Here is a 22,669-nt window from a genome sequence, read left to right on the forward strand (position 1 = left end):
GAGCGTGTTCCCGTAACCCGCGCGAAGGAGATCGTGTGTACCGGCTCGACCCGCGCTACGCCCCCGCGCCGGGCGCCGTCCTCGCCACCGGCTGGCAGGCCGTCGCCGCCCAACTGCCCCCGGGCCCCGCCACCGTCGCCGTGGACGGCCCCCCGACGGTGGACTGGGACCGCCTCGCCGCCCGGCTGGCCGAGGAACTGACCGCACGCGGCACGACCGTGCGCACCCTCGACCTGCGCGCCCACCACGCGCCGCCCGCCGAGGTGCGCCGCCGCACCGAAACCGCCGAGGACGCCGAAGACCCCTACTTCGCCCGGCTCGCCGAGGGCTGCCTGCGCGACCTCTTCGACGACCTGCCCCGGCCACAGGCGCCGGAGGGCCGCGAACTGCTCCTCGTCCACGGCCCCGGCGCCGCCCTCCTTCCGCACGACCTGCTCTGGTACGCCGACCTGCCCAAGCGGCACGCCGAGGCCGCCGTCGCCACGGGCGCCGGACACAACCTCGGACTCCCCGGCGAGGAAGGAGAGCTGAGGCGGCTCTTCTACCTCGACTGGCCCGTCCTCGACCGCCACCGCGACGCCCTCGCGCCCCGGCTCGACGCCTGGCTCGACGTACAGGACCCCGACCGGCCCGCCCGGATCGACGGCGCCGGCCTGCGCGCCACCCTCGCCGGCCTCGCCGGACGCCCCATACGAACCCGTCCCTACTTCAACTCAACGCCCTGGGGCGGCCATTGGGCCCAGCACAGCCTCGGCTTCGACCGCACGGCCCGCAACACGGCCCTCGGATACGAACTCATCGCCCCGGAGTCGGGCGTCCTCATCGGCTCCCACCCCGGCCAACAAGTCGAAGTCCCCTTCCAGTTGCTGTGCGTCCTGCACCCCGAGGCGCTCCTCGGCCCCGAGGTGACCGCGCGCTTCGGCACGTCCTTCCCGATCCGCTTCGACTACCTCGACACCGTCGGCGGCGGAAACCTCTCCGTGCACTGCCACCCCAAGGCGCGCTACATGAAGGAGCGGTTCGGCTGGGGCTACACCCAGCACGAGACGTACTACATGACCCTCGGCAGCCCGGAGACCCGGGTCTTCCTCGGCCTGCGCGAGGACGCCGACCTGGACCTCTTCCGCAAGGAGATCGAGGAGGCCGCACATGACGGCGTCCCCATGGACCCCGAGGACCACGTCCAGACCTTCCCCGCCGACCAGGGGCGCCTCTTCCTGATCCCGGCGGGCACCCCGCACGCCAGCGGCGCGGGCCATGTCGTCCTGGAGATCAGCGCCACGCCCTATCTCTACTCCCTGCGCTTCTACGACTGGCTGCGCCCCGACGCCGACGGCCGGCCCCGCCCGCTGCCCTACGCGCACGGACTCGCCAACCTGGAGACCCGCCGTCGCGGCGACGCCGTCGCACGGGACCTGGTCCAGGAACCGCGCACGCTGCGCACGGGCGAGGGCTGGCGCGAGGACCTCCTGGGCGCGCTGGACGAGATGTTCTACGAGGTGCGGCGCTACGCCCTGGGCCCGGACGCCGTCGCCGACGACGACACGGCGGGCCGCTTCCACGTCCTGAACGTGGTGGAGGGCGAGGGTGTCCTGCTGCGGACGCCGACGGGGGAGCGGCACCTGTTGTCGTACGCGGAGACGCTGACGGTGCCCGCGGCGGTCGGCCCGTACCGGCTCGCGGCGGTGGGGGACGCGCCCGTCAAGGTCGTCAAGGCGCTGGTCCGCCCCGAGCCGCCCACCGGACCCGGCCCGGGAGCGAACGCATGAGACCCGTACTCGAACTCGGCGGCACCCATGTGACCGCGGCCCTCGCCGACCCGCGCACGGCCACCGTGACCCGGCGCGTGCGCCGGCAGGTCCGAGCCCGCGGCAGCGCCGAACACATCCTCGGCGCGCTCGTGCGCTGCGCCGGAGAACTGGACGCCCCGGCCGGACAGGTGTGGGGCGTCGCGGTTCCGGGACCCTTCGACCACGACAAGGGCGTCGCGCGGTTCGAGGGCGTCGGCAAGTTCGACGACCTCTACGGCATCGACGTGCGCGCGGTGCTCCTCGACGGGGTGTGGCCGCGCCCCGCCGAGACCGTGTTCCTCAACGACGCGCACGCCTTCGTGCTCGGCGAGTGGCGGGCGGGCGCGGCACGCGGGCACGAGCGATGTGTGGGCATCACGCTCGGGACGGGCGTGGGGTCGGCCTTCCTCGTGGACGGAGGCGTACAGCACAAAGGGCCCGGCGTACCGCCGCAGGGCCGCATCGACCTCGTCGAGGCGGGCGGCAGACCGCTGGAGGACACGGTGTCGCGGCGGGCGATCCTGGCCGGCTACGGCGCCGACCCCGCGCACCGGAACGCGGGGGACGAGGAACCGGGCCTGGACGTGAGCGGGATCGCGGACCGGGCGCGGGCGGGCGAACGGCGTGCGCGGCGGGTCCTCGACGACGCCTTCACGACCCTCGGCTCCGTTCTCGCGCCGGGCCTGCGTGCCTTCGACGCGAGTGTCCTCGTGGTCGGCGGCGCCATGGCCGGCTCCTGGGACCTGCTCCGTCCCGCGCTGCGGGCCGGGCTGGGGGATACTCCCGTCACGCTGCGCCCCGCGCTGCTCGGCGCGAACGCGGCGCTCGTCGGGGCGGCGGCGCACGCGGCCGCCGCGCCCTGAGCGCCGCGCACCGAACCAGCGCGCCCAGCAAGAGCGCCGAACGGAACGGAAGGACGTCCGCACCATGCCAGGACCGCACGATTCTCGCGGCGGTCGTTCCCCGCGTGACGCCAGGAGCTCTCAGCCCACCCTGCGGGACGTCGCCGAGCGGGCCGGAGTCAGCGCGATGACGGCGTCCCGGGTGCTGCGCGACGACCCGCAGGTCCTGCCCGGCACCCGCGAGCGGGTCAGGGCCGCGGCCGACGCGCTCGGCTACCGTCCCAACGCGGTGGCCCGCAGCCTCCGGCTCGGCCGCGGCACCGGCCTCGTCGGCCTCGTCGTCACCAACCTCGCCAACCCCTTCTACTCACGGCTCGCCCTCGGCGTCGACGCCGTGGTCGCCGAGCACGGCCTCAAGACGGTCATCGGCAACACCGGGCAGGACCTCGACTCGGAACGGGAGCTGGTCGCCGACCTCCTGGCCCGTCGGGTCGACGGCATCATCGCCGTGCCCGCGGGCGCCGACCAGCGCCATCTCGCCGCGGCGGTGGCCGACGGGGTGCCGGTGGTCCTCGCCAGCCGCCCGCCGGAGGGCTTCGCGGCGGACTGCGTCCTGGTCGACGACTTCGGCGGCGCCCGCGACGCGACGGCCCGTCTGCTGGCGCGCGGGCACCGCCGCATCGGCTTCCTCGGTTCACCGCCCGCCGTCCACACCGGCACCGAACGGCTCCGCGGATACGCGGCTGCCCTGGCCGCCGCAGGGCTGCGCGCCGACCCGCGCCTTGTGCGCCGGGGCCAGACGGAACCGGACGAGGCGACGCGGGCCGCGGCCGAACTCCTCGCGCTGCCCGATCCGCCCACCGCGCTGTTCTGTTCCAACAACCGGAACACGATCGGGGCGTTCCGTGCGCTGCGTGCCACCGCGGCGCGGACCGGGGTCGCCCTCGCGGGCTTCGACGACTTCGAACTGGCCGACGCGCTGGGCCTGCCCCTCACGCTCGTGGCCTACGACAGCGACGAACTGGGCCGTGCGGCGGGCCGCCTGCTCGCGGACCGGAGGGGCGACGCGGCGACGGAGGGCGCACCACCCCGCAGGATCGTGGTCCCCACCAGCCTGGTCGAGTACGGAACCTGACGTACTCGGTGTTGTTGAGGATCTTGAGGTTCTTGAGGATCTTGAGGTCCCTGATGTGCTCGATGTGCTCGATGTTCTTCGCGCAGGACGGAACGGAGCGGGGTCCGCCGTACGTTGAGCAGGGCGGGGGCACGCCGTGCGCACCCGATGAGCAGGATCAGGGGACGAGCGGAACGGGGGCACGCGTGGCGCAGCAGAGCCGTTCCGCGCGCCTGGCCGCGTCCGCGCTGTCGCTCGTCGTCACCGTGCTCGCCCTGTTCGTGCCGTCCGCCGCGGCCCACGGCACTCCGGCCGACGCGCCGCTGTCCCGGCACACCGTCGTGGCGCACGCGGGCAAGCCCGCGGGACCCCACGACGTCCCGGCGCTGCACGTCGCCGTCACACAACGGCCCGATGCCCACATACCCGGCCCGCAACCGGTCGGTCCGGCCCGCACGGCCGTCGACACGGCACCGCACCGCGCCCTGGGCGGGCCCGACGCCCGCCCCGCCACCGCGCCCGCGCCACCGCGCCGGCCCCGCGCGGCCGCCGCGCCGCGCGGCCCTCCCACCCCGATGAACACGCAGCCCGTCCCCGACGCCTGACCGGCGCACACCGCCTGCGCGACGCGCCCGGTCACGCGTTCTTCCGTCCTGCCCTCATCGTGGAGAACCCATGTCCCGCGCGCCCTTGTGGCGGGCGATCGTCGCGCTCGCGGCCGTCGCCCTGTCCCTGTACATCGCCCTCACCCAATCCGCCCGCCTCGGCCTCGACCTGCGGGGCGGCACCCAGATCGTCCTGGAGACCAAGGACTCACCCACCGTCGAGGCGGATGCCGCGTCCACCGACCGGGCCCTGGAGGTGCTGCGCCAGCGTGTCGACGCCCTCGGCGTCTCCGAGCCGGGCATCGCACGCTCCGGTGACCGGCGCATCATCGTCGAACTGCCCGGCGTCCAGGACCCGCGCAAGGCCGCCGACGTCATCGGCCGTACCGCCCAGCTGACCGTCCACCCAGTGACGGGGGAGTCCGGTGAGTCGGGGGAGAAGGGCGTCGGCAAGCCCGCCGCCGACGGGTCACGGACCCTGCCCGACCCCGACCGGCCCGGCAGCCGTCTCGTCCTCGGCCCCACCGCCCTGACCGGCGAGGGCGTCAAGGACGCCGAGGCGACCCTCGACCAGCAGTCCCTCTCCGGCTGGATGGTGACCCTCGACTTCCGCAAGGGCGCAGGCGACACCTGGGCCGAGGTCACCGGCGACGCGGCCTGCGCGCCGCGGGGCGCTCCCGAACGACGCGTCGCCATCGTGCTCGACGACAAGATCATCTCGGCGCCCGGCGTCAACGAGGGCGTGGCGTGCGGGACCGGCATCACCGGCGGCTCCACGCAGATCACCGGCGGCTTCGGCCAGTCCGAGGCCCGTGACCTGGCCGCACTCGTGAAGGGCGGCGCGCTCCCGGTGCCCGTCGACATCGTGGAGCAGCGGACGGTCGGCCCGACGCTCGGCGCGGACGCCATCGAGGCCAGCACCCGGGCCGCCCTCATCGGCATCGCCCTGACAGCGGTGTTCGTCACCGTCGTCTACCGGCTCCTGGGCGCTCTCGCCGCTCTGGCCCTCGCCCTCTACGGCCTCATCTCCTACGCCGCCCTCGTGGCGTTCGGCGCGACCCTCACGCTGCCCGGACTCGCCGGGTTCGTCCTGGCCATCGGCATGGCCGTCGACGCCAACGTGCTCGTCTTCGAACGCGCCAGGGAGGAGTATCTCGGCGTACGGTCGACGGACCTGGCCAAGCCCGTCCGCACGGGCTTCGCGAAGGCGTGGAGCGCGGTCGTCGACTCGAACGTGACCACGCTGCTCGCCGCCGCCCTGCTGTTCTTCTTCGCGACGGGACCGGTCAAGGGCTTCAGCGTCACCCTGTGCATCGGCGTCCTGGCGTCGATGGTCACCGCGCTGGTCATCACCCGTGTCCTCGCCGACTTCGCCGTCGGCCGGAGCTTCGTGCGCAAGCGGCCCGCCCTGACGGGCATCACCTCCACCGGCCGCGTCCGCACCTGGCTGGCCCGCCGCGATCCGGACCTGGTGCGCCACCGGCGGCGTTGGGTCGGCGCAAGCGCCCTCCTGGTGGCCGTCGCGGTCGCGGGCATCGTGCTGCGCGGCCTGGAGTTCGGCGTGGAGTTCACCGGCGGCCGCCTCGTCGAGTACAGCACCAGCAGGAGCGTCGACGCCGACACGGCCCGGGGCGCCGTGTCCGACGCGGGCTTCCCGCGCGCGGTGGTGCAGGAGTCCGGGGACGGCGACATCACCGTCCGCACGGAACGGCTCACCGACGCCGAGCAGCAGCGCGTCAAGGCCGCTCTGGAGAAGCCCGGCGGCACCGTCACCGTCGAGCGCGACGAACTGATCGGCCCGAGCCTCGGCAGCGAACTGCGCCAGAAGGCGCTCATCGCCCTCGGCATCGCCGTCGCGGCCCAGCTGATCTATCTGAGCGTACGGTTCCGCTGGACCCTTGCGGCGGCGGCCGTGTCCGCGATGGTCCACGACGTGCTGCTCGTGGTGGGCCTCTTCGCCTGGCTCGGCAAGCCCGTCGACAGTGTCTTCCTCGCCGCGCTGCTCACCGTGATCGGCTACTCGGTCAACGACACGGTGGTCGTCTTCGACCGCGTGCGCGAGGCGCGCCGCCGCCATCCGCGCGGCGACCTCGCCGCCCTCGCCAACCGCGCCGTCGTACAGACGCTGCCGCGCACCGTGAACACCGGCATGGGCGCGCTGTTCATCCTCACCGCCCTCGCGGCGCTCGGCGGCGACTCGCTCGCGGACTTCTCGCTCGCGTTGATCGCCGGGGTCCTGGTGGGCATGGCCTCGACGGTCTTCACGGCCGTCCCGATCGCCGTCGCGCTCGAACACCGCAACCCGGCGCCGCCGCCCGCACGGCGTCCCGGCCGACCGGACGGCGGTGAAGTACCGGACGGATACAGCCCGTTGGACGCGCGGAGGAAGAAGAAGAGGGGTACGGGAGCGGTGGTCTGAGCCGCCCGGGGCGGGGTCGGGCGCGGTGCGCGGCCCTACGCCCGCACGGCGTCCAGCGCCGGAGTGATCACGTCGAAGGCCCGGTCGAGCAGCTCGGCCGGGTCCTCGGCACCGTCGGTGCCGCTCCACCGCTGCAGCACGGTGTCGAACGCGGTCAGCGCCATGCCCGCGGCCAGCCGGGGGTACAGGTCGGCGTCGGGGTCGAGCCCCGTGCGGCGCCCCAGTTCCCCGGTGAGATCGCCGCGCCACTGCGCCTGCCGCTCCAGGAAGCGGGCCAGCAGGGCGGGCGTACGCAGAATCAGCTGCACCACGCGCAGCGCCCGCTCCGAGTGGGAGGAGCAGGCGGCGAGCGGGACCCGGACGGCGTGCAGCAACGCCATCGAGTGGGGTTCGTCGTCCGGCCGGTCCGCCAGCTCCGCGCACATGCCGGTGCCCATGTCGGCCAGGAACTGGACGACGACGTCTTCCTTGGACGCGAAGTACCGGAAGAACGTGCGCCGGGACACGCCCGCGGTGGCGACGATCTCGTCGATGGTGACCGCGTCGTACCCCTTCGTCGCCAGGAGCTGCAGCGCGGACTCGGTCAGTTCGTCCGACACGAGCCGGCGCTTGCGCTCGGCGAGGGTCATCTGGGGGCGGGAAGTCACCAGGTCATCGTACACAGCAGGGGTTCGTGTGCCTTCCGCGGCGCTCGGTGGCGTCCTGGCATCCGGTGCCATTCGCGGCGATGTCCATCGCCGTGCCACAGCGCTGCCCGGCCCCCTCGGAGACGTCCGTTCACAACTTGCGCCAGCGGGCGTTCGCCCAGGAGAAGAGGCCGAAGGCGGCGAGGCCGACGGCGATCAGCGCGAGCAGCCACGGTCCGGCGGAGGTGTCGGCGAAGGAGCGCAGGGTGTTGTCCATGCCCTTGGCCTCGCCCGCCTCGTGCTGCACGGCCGCGGTGAGGGCGAATCCGCCGGCGACGGCGAACACCACGCCCCGGGCCGTGCCGCCGACGATCCCGAGGGCATCGACGACGTGGCGCGTGCGCTGGGACATCTCGGAGAGCCGCAGCCGGTCCCGGAACTTGCGCAGGAGCGCGCGTCCCGCGATCCACAGCCCCGCGCAGAGGACGCCGACGCCCGCGGCGGCGACGAGCCACTGTCCGGCGGGCCAGTCGAGCACCTTGGCCGTCGCGTCCTGGGTCTGCCGGTCGCTCTCGCCGCTGCCGCTGCCCTTGTCGCCCGCGGCGTAGGCGAGGACGGAGTACGACACGAAGCCGTAGAAGAGGCAGCGGGCACCCGCCATCGCCCGCTTGCCGGGCTTGTCGCCGTCCGGGCCCGCCTGGCCGAACAGGGCCTCGGAGAGCCGCCACAGCGCCATGCCCGCCAGGGCGAGGCCGAGCAGCCAGAGCAGCGCGTTCCCGAACGGTTTCTCGGCGATCTCCGCCAGTGCCCCGCCCCGGTCCGCCTGGCGGTCGCCGCCGTCGGACAGTGCGATCCGCAGGGCCAGCGCGCCGATCAGGAGATACAGGACACCGCGTCCGACGAATCCGGCACGCGCCACCGCGGCGATGCCGCGGCCTTTCGCGGCCCGCCTCGCCTTGTCCTTGCCTCGGGCGGTGGCCGATGAGGCACGTACGGAGGGGAGATGCATGGCGTCCGAGTGCCCCGTGAACCGCCCTTCATGCGCTGCTCATGGGCTCGCCCCAGGCCTCTCCACGGCCCCTTCCGACGCGCGGGCCCGGCACCCCGTGTCAGTGGAATCCGGTGCGCGCACCGGTTCGCGCAGAGGGGACCGGTGCGCTTGCCGGGATGGTGAAGGCCTGGTCGAGGGAGGTGATGCGCAGCAGGCGCCGGTTGCGTCTGCTGCCGGGCACAAGCCATAACGTGCCCTGGTGGTAGGTGACTTGTTTGCGGATTCGGACCAGCAGTCGCAGACCTCCGGCATCCATGAAGGTCACTTCCCGGAGGTCCGTGACGACCCGTGGGCCTGCCTGGTCGAGGAGTGCGATGACACGGGGGGCGAGCTCCTGGTCGGCCCAGGCGTCCAGTTCGCCCCAAAACGCAAGGACATCAGTGCCGTTCACCACGCGGTGGCGCAGGCCGAAGGTGAAGTCGGCGGTGCCCGTTTCCCAGTGCAGCAGTGTCTTGTCCCTTCACGGAGAGTAGTCAATTTCTCGGTGGCGCGGCGTGCGTTGACCGGCGCCGGACGCCACCGGGGTCCTGGGCGGCACCGAGGTCATGAGTCAATCGTTCCCGCTCAGGGCCATTCGTACCCTCGTACGGGCGGTGGATTGGCCGGCAAGCGGAACTGACGGGTCGTCAATTCAATGATTACGGAGAGTAGTTGTCGACGGGAGTGGGCTCGCAGGGTCGCGCGGCAGGCGCCGCCGTAGCCGCCCGGTGCCGTTCCCGGGGCGCGCGGGAACGGCCCGCGAAGACGGGTCGCCGGGGAGGGCGATGGGGGAGGGAGGGGCAAGAGTCCAAGCCCGTGCGGCGATTGTCCATGGCGCGTTCGTGGGGAGCGGGCGCGACACTGGCACCGGCCATCCGGGCCGTGCGAGGTGCCCGGTCGCACTCCGCGTGCGGACTTCCCCACCCATCCTCATTCCGCCGAGCGCCCGTCAGGCACAAGCACTGTTCTCCGTCCCCCACACAGGAGGAACAGCACATGACCTCAGCCAGAATCCGGCGCCGGTGCGCCGCGGTCGCCGCGGCCGCGGGGCTGATGACGGCGATGCCCGCCCTGGCCTCGGCCGCCGCTCCCGGGCCGACGTCGTCGACTTCCGCCACGGCACCCGTATCGATATCGGCTGCCGCTTCCGTCGGCGGCGGGAACGTCTCGATCGGCTGGTCCATCCCCGGCACGCCGTCCGAGGGCCTGAGCGACATCACCTTCCCCATGACGGTCAACAAGGCCACGGCTCACCAGAGCGGCATCTACTTCGCCCAGCAGTTCGGGTTCACCAACGCGGCCGACGTCGGCTACACGGGCCTGCAGCCGCGTGCCGACAGCGCTGGCCGCGAGCGCCTGTCCGCCCGCTTCTCCAACTTCGTCGCGGGTTCGACCACCTCCGACCCGCTGTGCAGCGAGGGCGCCGACGGCGGGCCCGGGGTGACCTGCGCGGTCGACTTCGACGGGGTCTACGGACACCGCTACGACCTCAAGGTCGAGCGCACCGGGACCGACACCTGGACCGGGACCGCGAGGGACACGGTCACCGGCAAGGAGACGCACCTCGGCACCTACACGCTGCCCGCCGGCAGCGGCAACCTCCGAGGCTCCCAGGGAGGCTTCGTCGAGTACTACGCGGGGATCCCCAGCTGCGCCGAGATGCCCAGGTCCGACGCCGTCTTCGGCGGGCCGACGTCCACCGGCGCGGGGGGCCTGAGCGGCACCGCGCGGGCCAACTACGAATACAGCGACTGCGTGGGCGAGTCCAACTACCAGGCGGCGAACGACGGTTCGGGGACGCACGTCACCCGCGGCTTCGTCTCCGCCGCCACCGCCGACTGAGGCCGTCGTGATCCGGCGGGCCGTCGCCCGGACCGGATGAGCAGGACCCTCCCGTGCGGCGTCCAGGATCTGTTCCGGCGCTGTGCGGGAGCCGCCGTGTGCGGCCGGGGGCCGGCCGGGACCGGTCGTTCTCGCGTTCCAGAAAGTGGACGCCTGTTTGGAGCAGCGCGGCGACTGCTGTAGAAATAGGCCTCATGACTCACGAACCGTTGGTGCGACGCCTGGTCATCGACCTGTGCCGATGCCCCGTCTCGTGTTGTCGTTGATCTCGCGTCCCTGACGCCTCCCGCCCGTCGAGTGACGCTTCCTCGACGGGATCCCGCAGGTTCTGCCGCACCCCGCTGACCGCGGGGCGCTCCCTGCGCTCCTGGACTCCGCTCCTGAACTCCGCTCCCTTCAGCTCCGCTCGCGTCCGGGGCCGGTCGACCCCTGTCCACCGGTCGCGGCCGTTCATGCCTCGGCGCCCCATGGAGGCCGCCCCGTGTCCACGACACCCCTGTCGTCACCCGTCGATTCCACCGCCACCTCCCCACCCGGCACACCACCGGCCCGGCGCGGCCCGCGCCCACGCCCGAGAGGCGCCTGGGCGCGCGTCCGTCATGCCGGGCTGCCGTTCGCCTCGCTTCTGCTGTTCCTCGCCCTGTGGCAACTGCTCGCCGCGAGCGGTACGTGGAGCGAGACGCTGGTCCCGCCGCCCGCCAAGGTGTGGGACGCGTTCATCGACGTCTCCACGACGCACGACGGCGTCCGTGGCTACAACGGCACCTATCTCATCGAGCACTTGGGCATCAGCCTGCGGCGCATCGCGATCGGGGCAGGCCTCGGGGTCGCCCTCGGCGTGGTCTTCGGTCTGCTCATGGGCACCGTCGGGTGGTTGCGCTCGCTGTTCGAGCCCTGGATCACCTTCCTGCGGACGCTGCCCCCGCTCGCGTACTTCTCCCTGCTCGTCATCTGGCTGGGCATCAACGAAGAGCCCAAGATCACGCTGCTGGCCGTGGCCGCGTTCCCGCCGGTGGCCGTGTCCACCACGACCGCGGTCGCCGCGGTGCCGCGCGGACTGATCGAGGCGGCCCGTGCGCTCGGCGGATCACGGTGGGACGTCATCAAGGACGTCGTCGTGCCGTCCGCCCTCCCGGAGACCTTCACCGGCATTCGGCTGGCCGTGGGGGTGGCCTACTCCTCCCTCGTCGCCGCCGAGTTGGTCAACGGGCTCCCCGGCATCGGCGGCATGGTCAAGGACGCCGCGAACTACAACAACACCCCGGTGGTGTTCGTCGGCATCATCGCCATCGGGATCTCCGGCCTGATCATCGACGGCCTGCTGCTCCGCGTGGAGCGCGCCGTCGTGCCGTGGCGCGGCCGCGCGTAGGCCCCGTCCCGCTCTCCCTGCGCGTCCCGCCGCCCACCCTGACATCCCGGTCCCGCTCGCCCGTCCCGACCCCGTACAGAAACGGCCCCGCCATGTCTCCCTCACTGTCCAGAACTCCCGCCGGAAAGAGGCCCTCCGCCCTCCACGGCCCGACCCGCCGCACGCTGCTCGCCGGCGCCCTGGCCGCGGCGTCCGTGGCCGTCACCGGCTGCTCGTCGGACGGTGACGACTCGTCCGGAGGCGGCGCCAAGCGGCTGCGCATCGGCTACTTCGCCTTTCCCAGCGGCGACTTGATCGTCAAGAACGGAAAGCTCCTGGAGAAGGCGCTGCCGGACTACAAGATCACGTGGGTCAAGTTCGACTCCGGCGCGAGCGTCAACCAGGCCTTCCTGGGCAAGTCCCTGGACATCGCCGCGCTGGGCTCCAGCCCGTTCGCCCGCGGGGTGTCCGACAGCTCACCGATCCCGTACAAGGTCGCGTTCATCCTCGACGTGGCGGGCGAGAACGAGGCGCTCGTCGCGCGCAAGGACACCCGCATCTCGCAGGTCGCGGGTCTCAAGGGCAAGACCATCGGCACCCCGTTCGCCTCCACCTCGCACTACAGCCTGCTGGCCGCCCTGAAGCAGGCGGGCCTGGGGCCGTCCGACGTCAAGCTCGTGGACCTGCAGCCGCAGGCGATCCTCGCGGCATGGCAGCGGGGGGACATCGACGCCGCCTACGCCTGGCTGCCGACCCTGGACGAGCTGCGCAAGACCGGAACCCAGCTGACCAGCAGCAAGAAGATCGGCGCCGAAGGGAAGCCCACCCTGGACCTGGCGGTGGTCTCCGACGAACTGATCGCGAGGGACCCCAAGGCGATAGACACCTGGCGCAAGGTCGAGGCGGACGCCCTGCGCCGCATCAAGTCCGACCCCGAGGGCTCGGTCAAGGCCATCGCGGCGGAGCTGGGCATCAGCGCCGCGGACGCCAAGGCCCAGCTCTCGCAAGGGGTGTTCCTCACGCCCGCCGAGGTCACCTCCGCCGATTGGCTCGGGACCGACGGCAGCCCGGGCAAGCTCGCGACCTATCTGACCGACACCGGCCGGTTCCTCGCCGACCAGAAGCAGATCCAGTCCGCGCCGAGCCGGGACGTCGTCCGCAAGGCGCTGTACCTCAAGGGGCTGCCCGATGTCCTCAAGTGAGACCACCACGGCGCCCGGCCCGCATCCGCCGGCCGATCTCGCTCCGCCTGCCGACGCCCTGCACCTGGACCAGGTCGTCCACCAGTACGGACGAGGCGGTCAGGCCGTCACGGCGGTGGGTCCGGTCGACCTGACGGCACCCACCGGCGAGTTCCTGGTCCTCGTGGGCGCCTCCGGCTGCGGCAAGAGCACACTGCTGCGGCTGATCGCCGGGTTCGAGCGGCCGACGCACGGCTCGGTGCGGGTGTCAGGCGGCGAGCCTCGGCCCGGCGAGAGCGCGGGTGTCGTGTTCCAGACGCCCCGGCTGTTCCCGTGGCGCACCGTGCGCGGGAACATCGACCTGGCCCTGCGGTACGCGGGCGTCGAGCGGTCACAACGAGCCGCTCGGCGTGCGGAGTTGCTGGCTCGGGTCGGACTCGAGGGGACCGAGTCGCGGCGCACCTGGGAGATCTCGGGGGGCCAGCAGCAGCGCGTCGCCATAGCCCGTGCGCTGGCCGCCGAGAGCCCGCTCCTCCTGCTCGACGAGCCGTTCGCGGCACTGGACGCGCTGACCAGGGAACGGCTCCAGGAGGACGTACGGCGGGTGAGCGCCCTGACCGGGCGGACCACCGTGTTCGTGACGCACTCCGCGGAGGAGGCGGTGTTCCTCGGTTCCCGCATCGTCGTGCTCACCAAGAGCCCGGGAACGGTGGCGCTCGACCTGCCGATCGGGCTGCCGCGCGGCGATGTGGACGCCGACGAGCTGCGCGACTCCGCCGAGTTCGCCGAACTGCGCGCGGAGGTCTCCCACGCGGTGAAGTCGGCCGCCGCTGCCTGACCGTACCGACGGGCCCGTACGCGGGAGCCCGTACTCATGAGCCCGTACGAGCACGCCCCCGCACACGCCCGCACGCACGACAACCGAAGCGAGGAGAGCACAGTGAGTCTCATCAGCACCGGCGAGCGGCCCGCCGCGACCGCTGCCGCCGCCGACCGGACGGCCCCGGGACCAGCAGCACGGGAACCGCGCCTCACCAGGCTCGGCCCGAGCTTCGGCGCCGAGGTGGACGGCATCGACCTCGGCCGGCTCGACGACGACCAGGTCGCCGCGATCCGGACGGCACTCGTCGAGCACAAGGTGTTGTTCGTCCGCGGCCAGGACATCGACGACACCGCGCAGATCGAGTTCGGCAGGCGTCTCGGAGAAGTCACCGTCGGACACCCGATCCACGACTCCGGTGACGTCGCCCCCGAGGTGTACGCCCTGGACAGCCAGGACAACGGCTTCTCCGACGTCTGGCACACGGACGTGACGTTCGTCCGCCGCCCACCGGCGATCTCCGTCCTGCGGGCCGTGGTGCTTCCGCCCCACGGCGGTGACACCACCTGGGCCGACAGCCAACTCGCCTACGCGTCCCTGTCGCCGGGGCTGCGCACGCTGGCCGACTCCCTCACCGCGGTCCACGACGGCAGCCGCGCGTTCGGGTACTACCTGGCCCAGCGCAGGCAGGGGCGGGGAAACCGCTGGGAGGGCGAGGACTTCACGGACCTGACGCCGGTGGAGCACCCGGTGGTGCGGGTGCACCCGGAGAGCGGGCGCAAGGGTCTGTTCGTGAACCCTGGGTTCACGTCGCACATCGTGGGCGTCTCGGCGTACGAGAGCCGAGGGATCCTCGACATCCTGTACGCCCACCTCACCAAGCCCGAGCACATCGTGCGCCACCGGTGGCGGCCCGGCGACGTCGCCCTGTGGGACAACCGCGGCACGGCCCACTACGCCAACCGCGACTACGGCGACCAGCACCGCGTCATGCACCGCATCACCCTGAGCGGCGACACCCCCGTGGGCCCCGTCGCGGACTGACGGGGGCACCACGGGGTGCGGTTCAGCCCTGCTCGCGCTCCACGGGGAGCCACAGCTCGGCCTCCCCCTCGGACTTGTCCTGCGCAAGCCGCGTGCGCAGGATCTCGGGACCCGGGCGGCTGCGGTACGGGTTCGACGGGAACCACTCGGTGAACACGTCCCGCCACAGGTACTGGATGGCCTCCGGCACCGGACCCGATGCCGTGAAGACCGCCCATGTGCCGGCCCGCACGGGCAGCACGGCCGCGCCGGCCGGGGCGGGCGCGGACGTGATCACCCCCTGGTAGTAGTCGAGTTCGGTGCCCTCGGCACGGCTCGGGTCCAGGTCGTCGCAGACGGCGAGGATGCCCCGCGGCTCCTGGTCCGACAGCTTCTCCAGGCGTGCCACGTCCTCGGGCGGGATCCCGCGGACGAAGTCGATGATCGCCTGGTTCGGCCCCGCGTGCACCAGCGGCACCCGGGCCTTGGGTCCGACGACGGTGAACTCCGGCTTGTCCACGACGCGATAGCGCATGTCACTGCTCCCTTCGATGGTCAGGCGGAAGGTCATCCGGGACTGGGAGCTGAGCGTCGCGGCGGTGCGCCGGGCCTCGCCGGGCCCGATGCCGTGCATGGCACGGAACGCCCGCGCGAACGCCTCGCCCGAGCCGTAGCCGTGGCGGACCGCGATCTCCAGGAGCGTGTCCTGCCCCGCGAGCACCTCGGCGCCCGCGAGAGTGAGCCGCCTGCGTCGGACGTACTCCGACAGCGGCATGCCCGCGAGCGCGGAGAACATCCGGCGCAGGTGGTACTCCGAAGTGGCCGCGACCCGCGCCACCTCCGCCACGTCGACGCCCTGGCCGAGGTGGCGCTCGATGTACTCCATGGCCTGATTGAGCCGCTCCAGCACGCCCGGCCTCCTTCCTCTCCTGCGTTTTCCTGTGATCACCACGTTAGGGAGCACGTGTGGTGCCGGACCCGACATTCCGTGCCCGATGCGGTCGGGTCGGCACGGCTGCCCCGCCGTCCGGCCCCGAGGCCTTGAGTCCACCCGTCGCCGGGACCATCGTCCCTGGCCGGCGGGGTGTGCGGGTGCGGATCCTTGAGTTCATGGCCGACCCCACCCCTCCCCGTCCGCAGCGCATCGGCGCGGGACGCCCGCTCAGCCTGTTCCTGATGTGCGCCGGGCTCCTGGGGGCGCTGGCCTCGTCCGTCCTGACGTACGACCGCATCCGTACCCTCGCCGATCCGGCCTTCGCCCCCGGCTGCAACATCAACGCGGTGCTCAGCTGCTCCGACGTGATGGACGCCTGGCAGAGCAACGTGCTCGGCTTCCCGAACATGCTGCTCGGCATGGTCGCCTTCGCCGCGCTCGCCATGCTGGGTCTGCTTCTCGCGAGTGGCGCCACCGTGCCGCGGTGGCTGTGGCTCGGCGTGCAGGGCGCGGTCACTGCGGCGTTCGGCCTGGTGATCTGGCTGATCGGACAGTGCCTGTACGTGCTCGGGGCGCTCTGCCCCTGGTGCCTGCTGGTGTGGGCGGTGGTGCTGCCGCTGTTCTGGTACGTCACGCTCCACTCGCTGCGCACCGCGGCCCTGCCCGCTCCGCCGGGCCTGAAGCGGGCCCTGCGCGGCTACGGGTGGCTGGGTCCCGTGCTGCTGTACGGGGTGGTGGTCGTGCTGATCGTGACGCGGTTCGGCGGGCGGCTCCTGTAGGCGGCGGGGTCCGCCGGGGCCGGGCGGGTCACGCGGCCTCGTCGGCGGGCCGCTCCACGGAACAGACGAGGGAGTCGTCCCGCACGTCGGCCACGATCGTGTCGCCCGGATCGGCCTCGCCGCTCAGCAGCAGGGAGGCGATGCGGTTGTCGAGCTCGGCCTGGAGGGTGCGGCGCAGCGGACGCGCGCCGAACTCGGGCTGGTGCCCGTGCGCGACGAGCAGCTTCTTGGCCGCGTCGGTGACCCGCAGCTCCAGGCCCTGGGCGCGGACCCGGCGCTCGCTCTGCCGCAGCAGCAGGTCGAGGATGCGCGTGAGGTCGTCCTCGCCCAGGCCGTGGAAGATGATGATGTCGTCGATGCGGTTGAGGAACTCGGGCGGGAAGTGGCCCTGAAGGTCGCCCATCAGGTCGGCGCGGATCTCGGAGACGTCGCCCTGGTGCGCGAGGATGCGGTGCGCGCCGATGTTGGACGTCATGACGACCACGGTGTTGCGGAAGTCGACCGTGCGACCCTGCGCATCGGTGAGCCGCCCGTCGTCCAGGACTTGGAGCAGGGTGTTGAAGACGTCCGGGTGCGCCTTCTCGACCTCGTCGAAGAGCAGGACGCTGTAGGGCTGCCTGCGCACCTTTTCGGTGAGCTGGCCCGCCTCGTCGTGCCCCACGTAGCCGGGCGGGGCGCCGACGAGCCGCGAGACGGTGTGCTTCTCCTGGAACTCGCTCATGTCGAAGCGCACCATGCGGCTCTCGTCACCGAAGAGCAGCTCCGCGAGCGCCTTGGCCAGTTCCGTCTTGCCCACGCCGGTCGGGCCGAGGAAGAGGAAGGAACCCACGGGCCGGTTCGGGTCGCCCATGCCCGCGCGGTTGCGGCGGACGGCCTGGGCGATCGCGGTGACCGCCTCGTCCTGGCCCACGACCCGCTCGTGCAGCGCGTCCTCCAGCTTGAGGAGCTTGTCCTTCTCGCTCGCGGTCAGCTGGGCGACGGGGATGCCCGTGCGCCGCGAGAGCACCTCGGCGATGTCGGCGGCCGTGACCTCCATGACGCCTTCGCGCCGCTCCTCGATCCCGGCGAGTTCGGCCTCGATCCCGGCGATCCGCTCCTTGAGCTCGCGGGCCCGCTCGAAGTCCTCCGCGTCGACGGCCTGGTCCTTCTCGCGGTTCAGCTCGGCCCGTTCGTCCTCGCGCGAGACGACCTCCGTGGACCTGCCCAGCGACCTCAGCCTGATCCGGGCACCGGTCTGGTCGACGAGGTCGATGGCCTTGTCGGGCAGGAACCGGTCGGAGACGTAGCGGTCGGAGAGCTCCGCGGCGGCGGCCAGTGCCTCGTCGCTGTAGCGGACCTGGTGATGGGCCTCGTAGGAGTCGCGCAGCCCCTGAAGGATCTGGATGGTCTCCTCGACACTCGGCTCGGGCACCATGACGGGCTGGAAGCGCCGCTCCAGGGCCGCGTCCTTCTCGATGTACTTGCGGTACTCGTCGATGGTCGTGGCGCCCACCACGTGCAACTCGCCGCGGGCCAGGGCGGGTTTGAGCATGTTCCCCGCGTCCATGGCTCCCTCGCCCGAGGCGCCGGCGCCGACCACGGTGTGCAGTTCGTCGATGAAGAGGATCGTCGACTCGGAGGCGGCCTTGACCTCGTCGATGACGGCCTTCAGGCGCTCCTCGAACTGGCCCCGGTACTGGGCGCCGGCCACCAGGCCCGACAGGTCGAGGGAGATGACCCGCTTGTCCTTGAGCGTCTTGGGCACCTCGCCCGCGACGACGCGCTGGGCGAGCCCCTCCACGATCGCCGTCTTGCCGACGCCCGGCTCACCGATCAGGACGGGGTTGTTCTTCGAGCGCCGGGAGAGGATCTCCACGGTCTGCTCGATCTCGTCCGCCCGGCCGACCACCGGGTCGAGGCGGCCGCTCCTGGCCTCCTCGGTGAGGTCGCGCCCGTACTCGTCGAGCGTCGGCGTCTCGCTGTCCCGCGCGCTCTCGGGGCTTTCGGCGCGCACCGCGCGTTCCGTGGTCCGGCGCACCGCGTCGGCGTCGGTGCCGTAGGCCGAGAGCAGCTTGGCGGCACCCGTGTGCGGGTCCTCCAGCAGCGCGCCGAGGATGTGCTCGGGGCCGATGTACGTCAGCCCGGCGGCCTGGGAGCGTGCGTGGGCGGCGAGGAGGGTGCGCTTGGCCGCGGGGGTGAGACCGGGTTCGGCGGAGGGCGTGCCGCTCTCGCCGGGCAGCACCCCGGCCACGGTCTCACCGAGCCGGTCGGGGTCTGTCCCGGCCTGCTGGAGGAGCGTGCGGGCGGGCTCGACCTGTGTGCACGCCCAGAGCAGGTGTTCGGTGTCCAGGTCCCGGCTGCCGTCCTGCGCCGCCCGCCCGGTGGCCCGGTCGATCAGCTCCCGTGCGGAGTCGGTGAGCAGCCGCCCGATCGGCACGCGCTGCACCTGGGGCGGTGATGACGCCGGTGACATGCCGAAGAAGCGGTTGAGCAGCTCGGCGAACGGGTCCGGGCCGCCGGGGGAGCCGAAGGAAGACATGGTCATGAGGGCCGTCCTGGAAGGCGCGGTGGGGGAGGGGGACGCTCCGCTCCACCGTATGGACAAAAAGGACATGCCGCACCCGCGCGGGCGCCTTACCAGCGCCCGCGCGGGTCTGCCACTCCTGGCCGCCCGCGTCAGGGTTCCTGGCGCCACCCGCTGCCGTCCGGGCATGTCGTGGACGCGGTGCCGAACGCGAAGCCGAGGAACTGCTTCAGCGCGGGCGTCCAGGTCTTGAAGTCGTGTCCGTCGGGGCCGGAGCAGTACAGGTGGGGCACGCTCTGCTGCGCGAGCGTGTGATGGAGCGCGTTGTTCCATGCGTACGGGTCCTCGGCCCGGCCGCTGTAGAGCGCGAGCCTCCCCTGGTAGGACCGGTAGGCGGCGGGGTGCGTCGCGGCCACCTGGACCGGGTTGAACGACGGCCAGCCGGACTGCGGCCCGAAGACCAGCTCCGTGCGCCGCAGTGCGTCGGGATTGCCGGGGAAGAGGTACTTCCAGTAGTTCCCGGCGTCGCTCCCCGCGCCGTGCCACCAAAAGCGCGCCCCGTAGGCCGTGGTGCCGCTGTTGATGATCTGCTGGTGGTCGGGGCGGCGGAGGTCCGTGCCGCCGGAGAAGGCGCCCACCGCGCTGAACACGTCGGGGTACTGGGCGGCGTACTTCAGCGCGCCGAAGCCGCCCATGGACATGCCGGCGACGGCGCGCCGGCCGGACGTGGCGAAGTGTCCGTCGACCCACGGCACCAGCTGCTTGATGTGGAAGGTCTCCCACTGCGGGGTGAAGTTGCCGTACGTGGCGCCCTGCCAGTCGGAGTAGAACCCGACCTTGCCGCCTTCGGGCATCACCACGATGCCCTTGAACCCGGCCTCCCTGACGCTCCGGCTGATGTCTCCGCCGCCGCTGGACCACTGCTCGTAGTCGGCGGCGCCGCCGTGCAGCAGATACAGCACGGGGTAGCGGTCCGACGGGCTGTAGTCCGAGGGCAGGTGGACGCGCACCCGCACGGGTTTGCGTACGGGGTCGATCTGCGGTGCCCCGGGCCCGCGCGGTGTGAAGAGCGCGCCCGTGGTGAACTCCGCCTCGCAGAGCAGGCCGTCGGGAGAGGGCTGCCAGTCCCGCAGTTCCAGGCCGTTCGAGTCCCCCGCCCCGATGTCGGGGCAGGTGACGGCGGCCGCCGAGGCGGACGGAGCGGGCAGCCCGCCGAGTGCCAGGCCTACGGTCAGGGCGGCGATCGCCGGCCAGGCCCTGATGGATGCGGACCGCTGCATGGCTCCCCAATCGGTTCGATGCCCCACGGAGGCGGCACGCCGTCGGACGGTGCGCCGGCGGCGGTGCGCAGGTGGTCCTCGACGCTATCGGCGCGGTGTGGGGGCCGCGTACCGCCGCGGGTGGACATCGCGTACCGCGATGGTTTACCCGCGGACGACCCGGTCTGCCGCACAGGGCGCCCGGGCCGGGCCGTCAGTCGGGGTGTTTGCTCAGGGGCGGCGGCTGATGGGGGCGGGTCGGGCCGGGCCGGAACTGCATCGTCACGAACCGGGTCTCGATCTCGGGCAGCGGGCTGGCGGCGGCCGCGATCACCCAGCACGGCCCCTTCACGGGGTGGTGGACCATGCGAACGGCGCCGTCCGGATGCAGGGCGTGCGAGGCCGCGGTCGCCAAGTAGATGGGACCCGCGACGGGGTCGAGCCGAACGTCGCTGGCCAGACTGATGAGTTGAGGATCGGACGGGTCCTTCGACAGGGCCTGCCTGATGGCCGGGCACGCTCCTCGTGCCCAGTCCTCGGCCCAGTTCAGCAAGGTGCCCTCGCGGGCCTCTGCGTCGAGCAGCATCCACCGCATGATGTTGGACGGCGTCCGCCCGCCGGGGAAGAGCGCTTTGAACTCGGCGTTGTACGCCACCACGTTCCAGTGCTTGTCGGCGAGGTAGGCCATCGACCCCGTGATGCTCTCGACGACCGTCCGCCAGCTCGCGATCATCGGTGTCGAACCCGCTAAGTCCTGTTCACCCGGCTGCACGTGTCTGGTCCCTTCCGGTGATGTCGAGCGTCGGCATCCATGCGATCACAGCGTGCGGCGCAAGCCTAGCCAGCGATGACGGCCCGTCGTCCGTGGCCCCGTTGTCCTCCCGTCGCTACCCCTCCTCGCCCTGTTCTCCGCCCTCCTCCTCGTCCTCCTCCTCGTCCTCGTAAAGGTCCGACAGGGTGTCGACGCACTTCTCCGCGACCGTCACGGCGAACCGCGGGCAGGACCACGCCTCCGGGCTGCGGGACTCCTCGGTCGCCGGGAACTCGTCGGGCGCGTAGTAGTGCGGCATGCCGTCGCGGAATTTCGCGTAGCGCAGCGCCGGGTGCTCGTCGTCGTGTGCGCACTGTTCCGGCCGGGGGGCGGCGATGACGGCGCGCATCGTCGCGAGGACGCCACGGACCACCGGCAGGGGCGGGCTCGGGTAGGAGTTCTCCGCCGCCTGGTACGCGGTGACCAGCAGCACCGCGCGTTCCCGGCCGTCGGCCCCCTCGTGCCGGCGGGCGGCCCACAGGGCCAGATCGTCGGCGTACTCCTCGTTCCAGTTCTTGTGATCGAGGCGTTCCGCGATCTTCTCGATCTCCAGACGTCCGTCCGCGCGCAGGTACTCGGCGTCGACGTGGGAGGTGTCGCGGTCCCCGAAGAGCTCTTCGCGTCGCATGCCCAGCGCCGTCAGGGACTTCTCCGCGATCTCCGCCATGAAGACCGGGCACACGACGTGCTCCAGGGGCGCGCCCCGGCCCGACTCGGCCCGGTTCCGCTCGTAGACCGCGCGGCCCCCTGGACTGCTCAGGACGACGCCGACCTCCGCGGCCTCGGGGCCGCTGTCGGGAAGCGTGGCGTGCCATTCGTGCGCGCACGACGCTCCCGCGAAGTGCGGCAGTGTCTCCTCCAGCGCCTCGACGAGGTCGTCGAGCACCGACTTCGTGCGCACCATGCCGGACACGGCGTACCAGGTCACCGCCCTGACGACCAGCAGATGTCCGGCGCGGTCCGCGGGCTCGGCGCCGGACAGGTGCCCTGCCTGCGAGGAGATCTCCTCGTTGATGTCGGTCCACGGCTTCGGGTAGCCGTGGAGCAGGGCCGACAGGGTGGCGATGGTCTCCTTGGCGTCGGCCGGCAGCCGGGGCGGCACGTCCGTGACCGATCCCGGCTCGATGGCGTCCATCGCGATCCGGGCGAACCCGGCGACGTTGCGCGGGCAGAGCCACTCGTCCCGCGGCCGGTCCTCGGACCACTCGTCGCTCTCGTCGGCGAGGCCGGGCACCAGATCGGCGAGGTACGCGTCGTCCTCGTCGTCATGGTTCTCGTACGGGTGGAGGCCGTGGTCGCACGGGCGGTCGCGCAGGGCTCGGTCGGCAGCCGCGAGCGCCGCCATCGTGGCGGGTTCCACGCCGTCCCCCGGCAGCCAGGTGACGTACGAGGCCGTCGCCACCAGAGCGAACGTCCAGACGTACGACGCGGCGCCGCCGGGATCGGCGGCGAGCCGGGCCGCGCAGTCGCGGATCGCGCGGTCGTACGCGCTGTTGCGGGAGTCCTCGTGGTTCTCGTGGATCTCCGACCAGGTCCTGGACAGCTCGTCGAGCTCGTCCTTCGGTATGCCGACCGCGGTCGTCGAGTCGCGGTTCGTCGAGTCGTGGTTCATCGGGCCGTGGTTCATCGGGTCGCCGTTCATCGGGTCGTGCGCTTTCGTCATGATCTTCACGACGCCGGGTGCGCTCCAGGGGTTCCGCCACCGGCGGGGCGGAGGCGTGCGGTCCGGTCGGCTGTCGGCAG

The 22,669-nt window shown here is 72.4% G+C and carries 19 protein-coding genes; 11 read left to right on the forward strand and 8 right to left on the reverse strand.

The genetic code is table 11. From position 1 onward, the window contains the following. Positions 1-35: 35 nt before the first annotated feature. From ACZ592_RS03965 to secD, 5 genes are all read left to right on the forward strand, one after another. Complete coding sequence (locus ACZ592_RS03965; protein WP_471579905.1) at positions 36-1,769, forward strand: class I mannose-6-phosphate isomerase; 1,734 nt, start codon at positions 36-38, stop codon at positions 1,767-1,769. Beyond that, entirely contained in the window at positions 1,766-2,653 is an 888-nt protein-coding gene (locus ACZ592_RS03970; RefSeq protein ID WP_471579906.1) for an ROK family protein, read from the forward strand. The genes ACZ592_RS03965 and ACZ592_RS03970 overlap by 4 nt, the downstream gene beginning before the upstream one ends. Before the next feature lie 64 nt (positions 2,654-2,717). Continuing rightward, positions 2,718-3,767, forward strand: coding sequence for a LacI family DNA-binding transcriptional regulator (locus ACZ592_RS03975; protein WP_471579907.1), 1,050 nt, complete (start codon positions 2,718-2,720; stop codon positions 3,765-3,767). Positions 3,768-3,952: 185 nt separating this feature from the next. Then, positions 3,953-4,351, forward strand: a complete 399-nt coding sequence (locus ACZ592_RS03980; RefSeq protein WP_471579908.1) for a hypothetical protein — start codon at positions 3,953-3,955, stop codon at positions 4,349-4,351. A gap of 70 nt (positions 4,352-4,421) precedes the next feature. Further along, positions 4,422-6,770 carry a protein translocase subunit SecD gene (gene secD, locus ACZ592_RS03985; protein WP_471579909.1) on the forward strand — a complete coding sequence of 783 codons (2,349 nt, stop codon included), beginning with the start codon at positions 4,422-4,424 and terminating at the stop codon, positions 6,768-6,770. 35 nt (positions 6,771-6,805) lie between these two features. On the opposite strand, the gene ACZ592_RS03990 is transcribed toward secD, so the two are convergent. The 3 genes from ACZ592_RS03990 to ACZ592_RS04000 all read right to left on the reverse strand — a co-directional run bounded on the left by ACZ592_RS03990 (position 6,806) and on the right by ACZ592_RS04000 (position 8,841). Beyond that, the gene (locus tag ACZ592_RS03990) at positions 6,806-7,399 is read right to left on the reverse strand and encodes an acyl-CoA-like ligand-binding transcription factor (RefSeq protein WP_471580007.1); all 594 of its coding nucleotides are present in this window, start codon (positions 7,397-7,399) and stop codon (positions 6,806-6,808) included. A 148-nt stretch (positions 7,400-7,547) separates the two neighbouring features. Continuing rightward, complete coding sequence (locus ACZ592_RS03995) at positions 7,548-8,405, reverse strand: DUF1206 domain-containing protein (protein WP_471579910.1); 858 nt, start codon at positions 8,403-8,405, stop codon at positions 7,548-7,550. Positions 8,406-8,505: 100 nt separating this feature from the next. Next, positions 8,506-8,841: an STAS domain-containing protein gene (locus ACZ592_RS04000; protein ID WP_471579911.1), complete on the reverse strand. Its 336-nt coding sequence runs from the start codon at positions 8,839-8,841 to the stop codon at positions 8,506-8,508. Between the two features lie 581 nt (positions 8,842-9,422). Between ACZ592_RS04000 and ACZ592_RS04005 the strand changes: the two genes are divergently transcribed. The 5 genes from ACZ592_RS04005 (at position 9,423) to ACZ592_RS04025 (ending at position 14,661) form a co-directional block, all read left to right on the forward strand. Further along, positions 9,423-10,268, forward strand: a complete 846-nt coding sequence (locus ACZ592_RS04005) for a hypothetical protein (RefSeq protein WP_471579912.1) — start codon at positions 9,423-9,425, stop codon at positions 10,266-10,268. A gap of 607 nt (positions 10,269-10,875) precedes the next feature. Continuing rightward, positions 10,876-11,637, forward strand: a complete 762-nt coding sequence (locus tag ACZ592_RS04010) for an ABC transporter permease (RefSeq protein ID WP_471580008.1) — start codon at positions 10,876-10,878, stop codon at positions 11,635-11,637. Positions 11,638-11,729: 92 nt separating this feature from the next. After that, entirely contained in the window at positions 11,730-12,818 is a 1,089-nt protein-coding gene (locus ACZ592_RS04015) for a taurine ABC transporter substrate-binding protein (RefSeq protein ID WP_471579913.1), read from the forward strand. Continuing rightward, on the forward strand, positions 12,805-13,635 hold the full coding sequence (locus ACZ592_RS04020) for an ABC transporter ATP-binding protein (RefSeq protein WP_471579914.1): 831 nt from the start codon (positions 12,805-12,807) through the stop codon (positions 13,633-13,635). The genes ACZ592_RS04015 and ACZ592_RS04020 overlap by 14 nt, the downstream gene beginning before the upstream one ends. Positions 13,636-13,737: 102 nt before the next feature. Further along, positions 13,738-14,661, forward strand: coding sequence for a TauD/TfdA dioxygenase family protein (locus tag ACZ592_RS04025; RefSeq protein WP_471579915.1), 924 nt, complete (start codon positions 13,738-13,740; stop codon positions 14,659-14,661). Between the two features lie 22 nt (positions 14,662-14,683). Here ACZ592_RS04025 and ACZ592_RS04030 read toward each other — a convergent pair whose 3' ends face one another. Beyond that, positions 14,684-15,550: an AraC family transcriptional regulator gene (locus ACZ592_RS04030; protein ID WP_471579916.1), complete on the reverse strand. Its 867-nt coding sequence runs from the start codon at positions 15,548-15,550 to the stop codon at positions 14,684-14,686. A gap of 200 nt (positions 15,551-15,750) precedes the next feature. Between ACZ592_RS04030 and ACZ592_RS04035 the strand changes: the two genes are divergently transcribed. Further along, positions 15,751-16,353 carry a vitamin K epoxide reductase family protein gene (locus ACZ592_RS04035; protein ID WP_471579917.1) on the forward strand — a complete coding sequence of 201 codons (603 nt, stop codon included), beginning with the start codon at positions 15,751-15,753 and terminating at the stop codon, positions 16,351-16,353. A gap of 28 nt (positions 16,354-16,381) precedes the next feature. On the opposite strand, the gene ACZ592_RS04040 is transcribed toward ACZ592_RS04035, so the two are convergent. The 4 genes from ACZ592_RS04040 to ACZ592_RS04055 all read right to left on the reverse strand — a co-directional run bounded on the left by ACZ592_RS04040 (position 16,382) and on the right by ACZ592_RS04055 (position 22,589). Beyond that, complete coding sequence (locus ACZ592_RS04040; protein ID WP_471579918.1) at positions 16,382-18,877, reverse strand: ATP-dependent Clp protease ATP-binding subunit; 2,496 nt, start codon at positions 18,875-18,877, stop codon at positions 16,382-16,384. A gap of 131 nt (positions 18,878-19,008) precedes the next feature. Then, the gene (locus ACZ592_RS04045) at positions 19,009-20,136 is read right to left on the reverse strand and encodes an alpha/beta hydrolase (protein ID WP_471579919.1); all 1,128 of its coding nucleotides are present in this window, start codon (positions 20,134-20,136) and stop codon (positions 19,009-19,011) included. 193 nt (positions 20,137-20,329) lie between these two features. Further along, complete coding sequence (locus ACZ592_RS04050) at positions 20,330-20,848, reverse strand: MmyB family transcriptional regulator (protein ID WP_471579920.1); 519 nt, start codon at positions 20,846-20,848, stop codon at positions 20,330-20,332. 154 nt (positions 20,849-21,002) lie between these two features. Next, positions 21,003-22,589: a hypothetical protein gene (locus ACZ592_RS04055; RefSeq protein WP_471579921.1), complete on the reverse strand. Its 1,587-nt coding sequence runs from the start codon at positions 22,587-22,589 to the stop codon at positions 21,003-21,005. Between the last annotated feature and the right edge of the window lie 80 nt (positions 22,590-22,669).

Source organism: Streptomyces sp. NPDC040622 (genome assembly GCF_055593965.1).